Below are 11,746 nucleotides of genomic sequence, written 5' to 3'. Positions count from 1 at the left end.
GTGGCAGCGGTGGTCGTGACATTCAATCGTCTCGAGAAGCTGAAGACCGTGATCGCCTCGATCGAGGCGCAGACCCACGCAGTGGAGAAGCTCATCATCGTCGACAACGCGTCGACGGATGGCACCGGTGCGTACCTCGCCTCGCTCGACAGCCCACTTTCGACCGAGGTCGTGGCGATGCAGGTGAACTCCGGTGGAGCAGGCGGATTTGCTGAGGGCATGCTCCAGGGGTACGCAGCGGGCGTAGACCACGTCTGGATCATGGACGACGATTGCTATCCGCAACCAGACGCGCTGAAGAACCTGGTGAGAGGATTCGGGGAGGCGGTCGCCGAGCTCGGTGGCGACGTGCCGTTCGCATGCTCCGTTGTGAAGTACACCGATGGCAGCATCTGCGAGATGAACAACCCGGTTCCGACGTGGGATTGGGCCCGGCTGCTCATCAAGGGACAGAACAACGTCATGGTTACCGCGTGCTCGTTCGTCTCCGTTCTCGTCCCTAGATGGGTGATCGCGGAATACGGGCTCCCCTACCGCGACTACTTCATCTGGTTCGACGATCGCGAGTACACGTTGCGTCTCACACGTCGCTGCCCGGGCGTGCAGGTGATGGACAGTGTGGTTGTTCACGACATGGGCGACAATCGCGGCGTCAACTTTGCGATGGTCGACAAGAAAAGCCTCTGGAAGTTTGAGTACGGAGTCCGCAACGAGGCGTCCTATCAACTGCACCATCGAGGTCTCCTGTACTTCCTCGAGTTCGGTGCCCGCCTCATGGTGAGCCTGCATCGGGGCCGCGTCCCGATGTCTCTTCGCGCTCGTCTGTTGACGAAGTGGCTGGCGGGAATTGGCTTCAACCCGAAGATAGAGCACCCGACATACCGGTGACCGGGACGGGCGTTCAATGCCCGGCAACGCCTGTCACATGAACCACAATGGAAACATGCTTGTGCGCAGGGGGACATCACGTCATGGACATCGGGCATGGATCGCCTCACTCTGTGCGCTGGTGGTTGCATTCGCAGGTCTAACGGTCGGTGCCGACCGAGCGGTCGGCGGAGTTCCTAGCACTGTCGCAGCCGGAAAGGCGTCACCTTCGCGGCTCGTGAGCGCTGCGGATCTCTCGGGCTTCCGACCGGGAAACCTCATCAGCGACGGAGTGTTCTTCAACTCATCATCGATGAACGAAGCGCAGATCCAGTCGTTCCTGGTGTCTCAGGTCCCCACGTGCCAAGCGGGGTACACGTGCCTCAGGGACAAACGCGATACGTCGACGAACCGGTCCGCTGATGCGATGTGCCAGGGATACAGCGGTGCTGCGAACGAGCCTGCGTCGCGCATCATCGCACGGGTGGCGCAGTCGTGCGGGATCAATCCGCAGGTCATCCTCGCAACGTTGCAGAAGGAGCAGGGGCTGGTCACGCACACGTGGCCGAGCGACTGGCGATACACGATCGCCATGGGACAAGGGTGCCCTGACACAGCAGCGTGCGACACGCGCTACTACGGATTCTTCAACCAGGTCTATGGTGCGGCTTGGCAGTTCAAGCGCTATGCCAATCCGCCCGGCACGAGTCAGTACTTCACGTGGTACGCCCCGGGACGCACATGGAATCTGCGATTCCATCCCGACGCGTCTTGCGGCAGCGCCCCCGTCTACATCGAGAACCAGGCGACGGCGAATCTGTATTACTACACGCCCTATCAGCCCAACCGCGCTGCCCTCGCGGCCGGCTACGGGACCGGAGACGCCTGCTCGAGCTACGGCAACAGAAACTTCTACAACTACTTCACCGACTGGTTCGGCAGCACCGGTTATCCCGTCAGCGGACTCATTGCCTCCATCTGGTCATCGCAAGGTGGCGGGAGCGGCTGGCTGGGACAGCCCAGCGGCACAATGGCATGGTCCTCGGCGGCGGGTGGGGGCTGGTATCAGTCGTTCCGTGGCGGGACGATATTCGCTGCGGTGAGCGGAGCGATGGCGGCCCTGCGCAGTGACAGCTTGATCACGCACGTGTACCTTGCGGGAGGTGGGCCGTCCTACGGTGTGGGCTGGCCGGCCGGCCCCGAACAATGCGGTGCGTTCGGCTGTCGCGTTCCGTACGAGCAGGGGACGATCGCGTGGAGCAACGAGACCGGTCAGGTCAACCCCGTGGTGGGGGCTATCGCCGCTGACTGGATCGCAGACGGTGGAGTGAACAATCCGATCGGTGGGCCCGCCAGTCGGATGACGACGGTCGGAGGAGCCGCACCCGGCTGGCACCAGTCGTTCGTGCGGGGAAAGACGTATGTGGTCGCTGGCGGTGTGACATCGACACTCCGGGCCGACAGTGGTCTCGCCCGGCGATACGACAGTAACGGCGGTCCGACGGGAGCTTACGGATGGCCGAAAGGCGACGAGGTCTGCGGAGTCGAGGGCTGTTCGATCGCATTTGACAGCAGTACAAGCGTGTGGGACTACCGGACGGGTGCGATCAACGTTATCCCGGCCGCTGGTGCGGCAATCTGGAAGGACTCTGGGGGTGTGGACGGGTGGCTCGGGGCGCCGATGGCAGCAGCGGGTACATCTTCGGTCGCTGGCGGAGGGACTATTCAAGCGTTCAGGCGAGGCACTGTCTACGTCTCCGCGAGCGGTCACGCTTCCGGATTGCGGTCGAACAGCGGAATCGTCCGACGGTACGAAAGCCTGGGCGGAGTCGCCGGCCCGCTCGGGTGGCCCCTCAAGTCGGAGGACTGTCGTCCTGGGGGCTGCGCCATCGTCTTCGTGGGCGCCGTCAGCGTGTGGGACCAGCCGACCGGAACGATCAGCGATGTGAGTGGAGCGGTGTCGACGGAGTGGACTGCGCGAGGCGGCCTCGATGGATGGCTGGGGGCGCCGACCGCTCCGATGCAGTCGACAACAGCCTCCGGCAGCGGGTGGTTCCAGACCTTCCGCGGTGGCACCGTATACGTCAAGCGTGGCGGCGCTGTCTCATCGCTCCGTGCGAACAGTGGGCTGGCTCAGATGTACCAGAGACTAGGCGGCCCCGGATCCGATCTTGGATGGCCGCTCGGAGGGGAGGCGTGCGCTAGTGGACAATGTTCGATCGCATTCGAAGGCGGCACCCTCGTCTGGACTCAGGCGACCGGACAGATCCGTCGCGAGTGACCTTCCGATCGAGCCGGACTATTGACCGCGTGAAGCGTAGAACGCCTCGGTGTTTTCTTTCGCGGGAGCCCACCACGTCTCGTTGTCGCGATACCAGCGGATCGTATCGGCGAGTCCCTCGTCGAACTCACCGAAGGCAGGTGCCCAGCCCAGTTCTGTGCGCAGCTTCGTCGAGTCGATCGCGTACCGCAGATCATGGCCTGCACGATCGGTGACGAGCTCGTATGCGTCCCGCGGCTGGTCCATCAGGACGAGGATCTTCTCCACAACCTCACGGTTGCTGTGTTCTCCGTCAGCACCAATGAGGTAGGTCTCGCCGATGACGCCTCGCTCGATGATCGTGAGGACCGCGGAGGAATGATCGTCGGCATGGATCCAATCACGCACATTCAGCCCCTGGCCATACAGCCTCGGCTTCACGCCGCGAAGCACGTTCGTAATCTGGCGCGGGATGAACTTCTCGACATGCTGATAATGACCGTAGTTGTTCGAGCAGTTCGAGAGCGTCGCGCGCACCCCGAAGGAGCGCACCCATGCGCGCACCAGCAGATCACTGCCTGCCTTGGTCGACGAATACGGGCTCGAGGGGTTGTATGGCGTTGCTTCGGTGAAGCGCTGGGGGTCATCCAATTCGAGGTCTCCGTAGACTTCGTCCGTGGAGATGTGATGAAACCGTGTGTCGTACTTTCGAGCCGCTTCCAGCAATGTGAATGTCCCGACAACGTTGGTGTCGAGGAACGGGCGGGGATCTGCCAGCGAGTTGTCGTTGTGGGACTCAGCGGCATAGTGCACGACGATGTCTGTGTCTCGCACGAGCTCGTCGACGATCTGCGGGTCTGCGATGTCACCCTTCACGAACCGCAGCCGGTTCTCCGGCAGGCCCGCGAGCGACTGCAGGTTGCCTGCGTAAGTCAGTGCGTCCAGGACCGTGATGTGATGATCCGTACGCGCTATCGCATAGCGGACGAAGTTGGAGCCGATGAAACCGGCACCGCCAGTGACGAGGAGTCGGGCCATGGGTCAGCGTCCTTGCTCGAGGATGGACATGAAGTACTGGCCGTAGCCCGACTTCTGAAGAGTCTTCGCGTGCTCGCGGAGCTGGTCATCGGTGAGGAATCCGCGCCGCCAGGCGACTTCTTCGGGTGCGCCGATCTTCTGACCGGTCCGACGCTCGATCGTTCGAACGAACTCGGCGGCGTCCGTCATCGAGTCGAACGTGCCGGTGTCGAGCCATGCCGTGCCACGCGGCAGAACCTCCACCTGGAGCTCGCCGCGCCGCAGGTACGCGAGATTGACGTCCGTGATCTCGAGCTCACCGCGCGCCGATGGCTTCAGATCGCGAGCGATCTGAACGACGTCATTGTCGTAGAAGTACAGGCCCGGCACCGCATAGTTGCTCTTCGGTGAGTCCGGCTTCTCCTCCATCGAGACTGCGCGGCCGGCGTCGTCGAACTCGACGACACCGTATGAAGAGGGGTCGGCCACCCAATATGCGAAGATCGCCGCGCCGGAGAGATCCCGGAAGCGTCGCAACTGCTGACCGAGTCCTGGCCCGTAGAGGATATTGTCCCCCAGGGCGAGAGCGACAGTGCCGTCGCCGATGAAGTCCGCTCCGATCGTGAACGCCTGGGCCAGGCCGTCGGGGCTCGGCTGCACGGCATACGAGAGTTCGATGCCGAAGTGCGAGCCGTCCCCGAGCAGGCGCCGGAACTGATCCGAGTCCTGCGGCGTGGTGATGATCAAGATCTCGGAAATCCCCGCGTTGATCAACGTCGACAGCGGGTAATAGATCATCGGCTTGTCATAGACGGGAACGAGCTGTTTCGACACCCCGAGAGTGATCGGGTGGAGTCGCGTTCCCGAACCACCGGCAAGGATGATTCCCTTCATGAAGTCTGCTTCCTCATTCTCTGGCCGCACTGCGGCGGCGTGGCGAATTCCGCCGTCCTCACTGACGGAAGTATCGACGGGCCTCTTCCCATGTGGGCAACGAGCCGGCCTCGAGGAGTTCCTGGAGCGTCGGGGCCACCGTGTCCTTGTCGGACAGGATGGGGGACCCGAGTTCGGGCGGGAAGGTGAGGGCGACCGTCGGATCCTGCGGCTGGATCGCGCCCTCGGTGTCGCCGTTGTAGACGTTGGAGCACAAGTAGGTGACGATCGAATCCTCTTCGAGCGACACATAGGCGTGCCCAAGGCCCTCTGAGATATAGATCGCGCGACGGTCCTTGTCATCGAGCAGCACGGTGTCCCACTGCCCGAAGGTGGGAGATCCCACACGGATGTCCACGACGAAATCGAGCACGGCGCCGTACGCGCAGGTGACGTACTTCCCCTGGCCGGGGAGATCGACATAGTGGATGCCTCTGAGCACGCCCTTCGCGGATCGGGAGATGTTCGCCTGGCGAAGGTCGAGCGCGTGGCCGACAGCTTCCTCGAGCGGTTCGAATCGATACCATTCGGCGAACGATCCACGGTTGTCGTCGAACTGGCGGGGTGTGAACTCGAAGCTTCCGGGAATGCTCAGGGGGCGCACATGCATACCTTCCAGCCTATCAGCGGGGCACTATCGAGCCTTTGCGGCCCCGAAGCCTCACGCGGTCACATACTCGGATGCGCGACGGATGTGGTCATGGCCCGGAACACGGCGTCGATTCCCGCCGGCAGCGACGTCGACACGTACTGCTGGAGGTCCGGCCAGATCTCGCTTCGCACGCGCAGATCGGGTGCTTGTCCGAGGGCGTTCCCACCGCCGAACGCGACGAGCGGCCTGCGCCGCCGCACCCGCGAGATCGTCCCGAGCAGCTCGCCGATCGAGACGGCGGTGCCCGCGCCGATGATCTTCAGCGCGCAGTCACCGAGAGCGAGGGATTCTGCTCGCGCGGTGCCGGCCACGACGATCGCCGCGCAGTCGTCTTCGTAGATGTAGTCGCGCAGCGTGTCGAGCGACACGTAGACCGTGGCCGGCTGTCGAGTGAGGTACGTCTCGCAGACCACTGAGATCAGGCCCTGCCGTTTGCCCATCCTCTGACCAGGGCCGTACAGGTTGGTGATTCGTCCGATGAAGCCCCGCATCCCGTAGGTCGCGACCGCCTCGCGGAGGGCGGACTCCATCGCGAGCTTTGTCTCGCCGTACGCTGAGGCGGCGACTGCAGGCGAGGTCTCCGTGAAGGGTGGATCGGGATTCCCGGCGTATGCGCCCCCCACAGAGGAGGCGAGGAAGAGAGTGGTGCGAGCACGCAAGTCGGCCGGAATCCCCGCGAAGTCCTCGAGGAAGCCGGCGAACACCGCCGCCTCGCGCTGCAAGACATCGGCGCCCGTCGACGTGACGCCGCTTCCTGCGCACCAGAAGATGCGGTACGAGTCGGCCTGCGTCGCGTAGAGACGAGACAGCCCTGTGTGGAGGTCGTGCCGTGAAGCGGCACCCTGCGACCAATCGACAGCCCATGACATGGGCTCGCGATCGAGCGTCCGTGCCACGGCGTTGCCGAGCAGGCCACGCCCGACGACCCAGTCAATCGGCGGCATCGGTCTTCGTGTTCGATTTGCCCGCGGACAGCGGCGACAGCGCCGGATCGCGCACGATGAGGTACGGCGGTTTGCCCATCGCCATGTTGACTGCGATGCCGATGTACTCCGCGACGATGCCGAGCGAGACCAGAATGGCGCCCACGCCCAGAGATGTGAGCACCATCTGCGAGGTCCACCCCTCGGGGATATCGCCCGACGCAAAACGTGTGATGACGAGGTAGATCGCGAAGAGGACACCAGCCGCGGCGAAGAGAGCGCCGACGATCGTGACGAGACGGAGACCACGGGTCCCCGTCGACAGCACCATTCGCCAGAAATGACCGAGGAGGCGCATGTAGGAGTACCCGGAGGGCCGGTCACCTTCCTCCCGTAGTTGAACCGGCGATGTCACCTGACGGTTCGTCACCCAGGTGAGCGCGACATCCAAGTACACCCCCGTGCCGGTGTAGGCGGCGACGCTGCGCCCGATCTCACCGAGAATCAGCCGGAAGCTGTTGAAATCCGAAGCATTGCCGCTGCCGAATACGGACTGGAGGATCCGCTTGGCCGTGCGCGACGCCGCGTTCCTGATGGCGCCGTGCGGTGGTTTGTTGGTGGGCTTCGCGTAGACCACTTCGGCGCCCTCGGTGATCGCGGTGTCGAGCATCGAGCTGATGTACGCGGGGTCCTGCTGACCGTCTTCGTCGATCGTGACGATCCAGTCGCCGCCGGACGACGAAATTCCTGCAAGAGTCGCCGCGTGCTGACCGAAGTTCCTGCTCAGCCATACCGCCTTCACGAACGAGTGCCGATGTGCAAGGTCGCGGATCACGTCGTCCGATCGGTCCGGTCCGCGGTCGTAGGAGAGGATCACCTCCTCGACCTTCGCCAGGTGTCCGCCGGGCGTGCGGAACGCGTCCGTGTAGGGCAGGAGCTCATCGATGACGGTCGGGAGCGTGCGCTCTCCTCGGTACACCGGAATGACGATGGAGATCCGGTGGAGGGTCTCGTTCACCTGATCAGTCATGACATCCTCTTCTTCAGGATTCGGTAGGAGACTCGTCGGCGCTGGGCCATCAGCCACGCCCGTCGATTTCCTACTCGCACGTCGGCCTCGCTCACCAAATCGGGCCTTCGCGCATGCAGCGCCCGGTGGAAACCCGACACCTGCTCGTACTGGTAGCCGGTCAGCGCGACGCTCCATTGCCCGTTGTTCAACCGGAACGCGGCGCCCGATCGGAATTCCGGAACGAACGAGCCGGTCATCAGCACGTTGACGTAGGTCGCTTCGTCGACCAGATAGGGGTGCGAGAAGTCCCAGTAGCCTGCCGCCTCGAGCGCGGAGCGCCGCATGAGGACAGAGCCCGGCTCACCGAAGATGTTCGACCCCGCTCGGACCGTTGAACGGATCGCGTCAGGCCCGCTCAGCGGGCCGCGGACGCCCTTGAGTCCGTAATCGCGCAGGAGGTCGGCGCCCCTTGCGTCCACCAGCACGCGTTTGCATGCCGTGAGCATCGCTCCCGGATTCGAGTCGAGAATCGCGACCTGGCGTGCGAGCATGCCCGGCAGCAGGTAATCATCGCCGGGCAGGAGCTTCACATACTCTCCGGTCGCCTCGGCCGAGACGCGGTTGAAGTTCGACTCGGCGCCGCCGCCCGCAGGCGTCGTGTGGAGGCGAACGCGCGGATCATCGGCGAACTCCGCCATTGCATCCCAGGTGCCGTCGGATGAAGTGTGGTCGGCGACGACCAGTTCGAGGTCGACGTCGGCCTGGTCGAGCACCGAGCGCATCGTCTGCCGGATGAACGGCTCGTTGTTGTACGCCGGAACGACGACGGACACTTTGGGGGCGGTCACGATTCTTCCGTCCTTCGGTGGAATGAGAAGTAGTTGTGCCCGATGTAGCTGACGATCGTCGTCACGACGACGATGACGACCTGGGCCCACAGCGGATGCCAGCCGAGCAGCTCCACGAGCGCGGGAAGCACCAGGAGGTTGATGCCGAACGAGACGGCATAGACGGACGAGAATCGGATCAGGTCTCGCCACACGTGCCCGCGGACGCGGAACACGAACCGACGATAGAGGACGAAGGCGCACAGCACGCTGACGATCTGCGCTGCGACGAGTGCGATCATGTAGCCGGCAGGCAGCGCCTGCAGGAGCCAGAGGAACAGCGTGTACCAGAGGAAGCCGATGACGGTATTGACTGCCCCGACGATCAGGAACGCCACTCTCTTGTCTTTGATGAGGCGCAGGAGCGGCCCGGGGGGCGCCTCAGGCTCGATGGGGTCGCTCAACGCGACACCTCCGGCGGAGTCCAGTCGGCAAGTTCGTCGAGCGTGACGCGGCGATGCTGTGCTGCGGAGCGGCGCACGGCCTCCATCACGGCCGCGTGTCGCAGACGGCGCTCGAGTTCGGCCGCGCCGTTGCCGGAGGCGACGAGGTCCCGGAAGTAGCCCATCTGCAGTGCGAACTGATCCGCGGGCGGCAGATCGATGCGATCAGCCACCGTGTTGCGGGTGATCGTGACGTCGGGCCGGCGGTCCGCCGGTATCGAGAAGGCGCGCTGGATCTCGATCTGACCGGAATCACCCCAGATCCGCGCTTCGTTGCGGTAGTCGTGAAGGAATCCGAACGACACGGCCGCCGTCAGGCCAGCCGTGTACTCCAGAAGTGCCGAGCCGATGACGTCGACCTCGTAGTCGGCGTCGGCAAGACTCGCGGTGACCGCGGTCGGCCAACGACCGAGGTAGAACGCCGCCATGTCGACGCAGTAGGCTCCCGCATCATTCAGTGCACCGCCGGCGAGCGCGCGCGAATTGCGGAGATCATCGGCCGGAAAGGGTGGAAAGCCGAACGACAAGGCGGCGTGGCGTATCGGTCCGACGGCGCCGTCGGCGATCTGAGCGCGGACGAACTCGTTCTGCGGATGGCGCTCGCACATGAAGTTCTCGACGACCACGAGGTGGTCGGCGCGCGCGGCGGCCACGATGTCGCGTACCTCGTCGTACGAGCCCGCGAGGGACTTCTCGCACAGAACGTGCTTACCGGACTGCAATGCCGCGAGCGCCCATTCCGCGTGCAATCCGACCGGGAGCGGAATGTAGACGGCATCGACGTCGTCGTCATCGATGACCGAGCGGTAGTCGGCATACGCGGCGATGCCGTGGACATCCGCGAACTCGCGCGCACGCGCGAAGTCCCGCGCCGCCACGCCCGCCACCTCGATGCCGGGCGTCGCGAGCAGAGCTGGTACGGACGAGCGATGGGCGATCTTCGCCGCGCCCAGTACGCCGATTCTCAGAGGTGGCACAGGATGCCTCGCACGTGGGGGTTGATGTAGTTGTCTTCCCGGAGCAGCTGCTTGATCTGCGACAGGGTGAACCATCGGTACTCGTCGGGAAGTACGGGCAGATCTTCGGCGGCGACTTCGACGAGCATGTTGAGGTTGGATTTGAGGAAGAACCGGCCGCCGTCCTCGGCGAGCCACTGACGATAGACGACCTTGCGTGGCGCCGCACCCTCCTCGACGAAGAACTCGCTGAAGCGGGGCACTCGTCCACCGTGGGCGGTCTTCAGATTCGAGTACGTCGCCTGCAGTGTGGGCGAGATCTGGTAAAGGAGCGTGTTACCCGGTTCTGCCTTCGCATTCAGCAGGTAGTGCCAGACTCCGTCGAACCGGGTGCGGATGATGCCGAGGATTCCGGCTTCCTTCTGATAGATGAACGGCTGATCCCAACCGCTCACCTCGCGCGCCGAGTTCGTGATTCCCACGCCGATGACGCGGAAGAACTCGCCGGAGGCGTGAAAGATCTCACCTGTGATCGGGTCGACGTGCCAGTTGCGCAGGTCCGAGATGTTCTTGCGGTCGAGCTGGATCGGCGATGCGGCGCGGATCGCATCGATCCATTCGCGCAGCTCATCGGTGTTGTAGAACGCGTTCTCGTCGCTCAGCACCAGATCGATGTATTCACGGATCTGATCGCGATCGGCAGCGTTCTCAAGCCGCGCCGCGACTGCGAAAAGTTCGTCTCTCAGCGTCATTGTTCCTTCTTCGAGCGTGTCGGGTTGTGCGCCATGATCGCGCTGATGCGGGTCGGGTCGCCCCACACTCCGGGCGAGTCGAACGGGCGGTCGGGGAACGCGCCGTACTCGAGGCGTATGGAGAGGCCCCGCGCGGCGATGAAGCCCTCGACAGCGTCTGCGAGTGACTGCGGGGTGCCCGAGCAGCAGTCGATGACGCCGAGAGCCTGTCGATCGAGAGCAGCGGTCACGAGCTGATCCGCGAGGTCAGCAACGTCGCTGAAATCGTAGAGATTGCGTCCGCTGGTGAACGGGAACGTCGTGTCGCCGCGCCCCTCGGCGAGCAGGATCTTGTTGAAGACCGAGTTGCTGCGCTCGTCATCTCCGGTGATGTAGTAGCAGCGCAGCCATGCCAGCGAGGTCTCCGAGCCCTCCAACGAGGTCTCCAGGAGGCGACGCAGTGCGTGCTTTGCGATCCCGTATGGAGTCGTCGGATTGCTAGGGGTGTCTTCGCCGATCGCGCCCTCCCAGTAGCCGATCTCGTGCATCGTCCCGAGAACCGCGATTCTGCCGATCCCTTCGTCGGCTGACCGCAACAGGAATTCGTAGTGACGGGACACATCCTCGCCGTGCGCACGCGAGCGAAGGACGAAGCCGTCGCGCCACGCCAAGTGCATGAGCGCATCGCACGCGGTCAGTCGCGTCCAGTCGGAGGTGTCGAGGTCGAACACGTCGGCTTGCATGATGCGGTCGCGTCCGAGCTCGGCGGCGAGCTCGGGATCAGGTTGCCGCACCACGGCGAGAACGTCGTCGCCCCGTTCGAGGATGCTGCGCACAACGTGTCGACCGATATAGCCTCCGGCGCCCGTGACAGCGACAGTCGCACCCATCGATGAAAACTCCTCCGCGCTCACCTGTGCCCGGCGGGCACGCCTACCCAGCGTACTAGGCGTGCCTCTGGGGTTCCGTCGGGGAGCGCTCGCGCTCGCCCGGTACCCTCGTATGGTGCAGACCGCTCCGCCCTCGCGTGCCCATACCGACACCCGTGCGCAGCGAACGTCGCAG

The 11,746-nt window shown here is 64.1% G+C and carries 12 protein-coding genes; 2 read left to right on the top strand and 10 right to left on the bottom strand.

The window, feature by feature from the left end; all coding sequences use genetic code 11:
- Both HF576_RS08695 and HF576_RS08690 read left to right on the top strand, forming a co-directional pair.
- Nucleotides 1-888 carry a glycosyltransferase family 2 protein gene (locus HF576_RS08695; RefSeq protein WP_343234218.1) on the top strand — a complete coding sequence of 296 codons (888 nt, stop codon included), beginning with the start codon at nt 1-3 and terminating at the stop codon, nt 886-888.
- A 292-nt stretch (nt 889-1,180) separates the two neighbouring features.
- Nucleotides 1,181-3,148 carry an LGFP repeat-containing protein gene (locus HF576_RS08690; protein WP_168912405.1) on the top strand — a complete coding sequence of 656 codons (1,968 nt, stop codon included), beginning with the start codon at nt 1,181-1,183 and terminating at the stop codon, nt 3,146-3,148.
- Between the two features lie 18 nt (nt 3,149-3,166).
- On the opposite strand, the gene rfbB is transcribed toward HF576_RS08690, so the two are convergent.
- Genes rfbB through HF576_RS08640 form a run of 10 tightly spaced genes read right to left on the bottom strand, consistent with a single transcriptional unit; the run spans nt 3,167 to nt 11,571 of the window.
- Nucleotides 3,167-4,165: a dTDP-glucose 4,6-dehydratase gene (gene rfbB / locus HF576_RS08685; RefSeq protein WP_168912404.1), complete on the bottom strand. Its 999-nt coding sequence runs from the start codon at nt 4,163-4,165 to the stop codon at nt 3,167-3,169.
- Between the two features lie 3 nt (nt 4,166-4,168).
- Nucleotides 4,169-5,038, bottom strand: a complete 870-nt coding sequence (gene rfbA, locus HF576_RS08680; protein WP_168912403.1) for a glucose-1-phosphate thymidylyltransferase RfbA — start codon at nt 5,036-5,038, stop codon at nt 4,169-4,171.
- Nucleotides 5,039-5,096: 58 nt separating this feature from the next.
- Complete coding sequence (locus HF576_RS08675; RefSeq protein ID WP_168912402.1) at nt 5,097-5,687, bottom strand: dTDP-4-dehydrorhamnose 3,5-epimerase family protein; 591 nt, start codon at nt 5,685-5,687, stop codon at nt 5,097-5,099.
- Nucleotides 5,688-5,746: 59 nt separating this feature from the next.
- Entirely contained in the window at nt 5,747-6,673 is a 927-nt protein-coding gene (locus HF576_RS08670) for an NAD-dependent epimerase/dehydratase family protein (protein WP_168912401.1), read from the bottom strand.
- Nucleotides 6,660-7,682: a glycosyltransferase gene (locus HF576_RS08665; RefSeq protein WP_205835064.1), complete on the bottom strand. Its 1,023-nt coding sequence runs from the start codon at nt 7,680-7,682 to the stop codon at nt 6,660-6,662. Before HF576_RS08665 ends, HF576_RS08670 begins: the two co-directional genes overlap by 14 nt.
- Nucleotides 7,679-8,512: a glycosyltransferase gene (locus HF576_RS08660; protein WP_168912400.1), complete on the bottom strand. Its 834-nt coding sequence runs from the start codon at nt 8,510-8,512 to the stop codon at nt 7,679-7,681. Before HF576_RS08660 ends, HF576_RS08665 begins: the two co-directional genes overlap by 4 nt.
- Nucleotides 8,509-8,955, bottom strand: coding sequence for a GtrA family protein (locus HF576_RS08655; protein ID WP_168912399.1), 447 nt, complete (start codon nt 8,953-8,955; stop codon nt 8,509-8,511). Before HF576_RS08655 ends, HF576_RS08660 begins: the two co-directional genes overlap by 4 nt.
- On the bottom strand, nt 8,952-9,971 hold the full coding sequence (locus HF576_RS08650) for a Gfo/Idh/MocA family oxidoreductase (RefSeq protein ID WP_168912398.1): 1,020 nt from the start codon (nt 9,969-9,971) through the stop codon (nt 8,952-8,954). The genes HF576_RS08655 and HF576_RS08650 overlap by 4 nt, the downstream gene beginning before the upstream one ends.
- Nucleotides 9,959-10,702: an NDP-hexose 2,3-dehydratase family protein gene (locus HF576_RS08645; RefSeq protein WP_168912397.1), complete on the bottom strand. Its 744-nt coding sequence runs from the start codon at nt 10,700-10,702 to the stop codon at nt 9,959-9,961. Before HF576_RS08645 ends, HF576_RS08650 begins: the two co-directional genes overlap by 13 nt.
- Complete coding sequence (locus HF576_RS08640) at nt 10,699-11,571, bottom strand: NAD-dependent epimerase/dehydratase family protein (RefSeq protein ID WP_168912396.1); 873 nt, start codon at nt 11,569-11,571, stop codon at nt 10,699-10,701. The genes HF576_RS08645 and HF576_RS08640 overlap by 4 nt, the downstream gene beginning before the upstream one ends.
- Between the last annotated feature and the right edge of the window lie 175 nt (nt 11,572-11,746).

Origin of the sequence: Microbacterium salsuginis (assembly GCF_012524205.1) — a bacterium.
GTDB classification, from domain to species: domain Bacteria; phylum Actinomycetota; class Actinomycetes; order Actinomycetales; family Microbacteriaceae; genus Microbacterium; species Microbacterium salsuginis.
The sequence above is the reverse complement of the archived record's forward strand: the minus strand, read 5'-3'. Positions and strand labels throughout refer to the sequence as shown.

Bases quoted from the DNA above. Each gene is read 5' to 3' on its own strand.
- rfbB (WP_168912404.1), bottom strand. From the start codon at position 4,165: ATGGCCCGACTCCTCGTCACTGGCGGTGCCGGTTTCATCGGCTCCAAC.
- rfbA (WP_168912403.1), bottom strand. From the start codon at position 5,038: ATGAAGGGAATCATCCTTGCCGGTGGTTCGGGAACGCGACTCCACCCG.
- HF576_RS08640 (WP_168912396.1), bottom strand. From the start codon at position 11,571: ATGGGTGCGACTGTCGCTGTCACGGGCGCCGGAGGCTATATCGGTCGA.
- HF576_RS08690 (WP_168912405.1), top strand. From the start codon at position 1,181: ATGAACGAAGCGCAGATCCAGTCGTTCCTGGTGTCTCAGGTCCCCACG.
- HF576_RS08645 (WP_168912397.1), bottom strand. From the start codon at position 10,702: ATGACGCTGAGAGACGAACTTTTCGCAGTCGCGGCGCGGCTTGAGAAC.
- HF576_RS08670 (WP_168912401.1), bottom strand. From the start codon at position 6,673: ATGCCGCCGATTGACTGGGTCGTCGGGCGTGGCCTGCTCGGCAACGCC.
- HF576_RS08675 (WP_168912402.1), bottom strand. From the start codon at position 5,687: ATGCATGTGCGCCCCCTGAGCATTCCCGGAAGCTTCGAGTTCACACCC.
- HF576_RS08665 (WP_205835064.1), bottom strand. From the start codon at position 7,682: ATGACTGATCAGGTGAACGAGACCCTCCACCGGATCTCCATCGTCATT.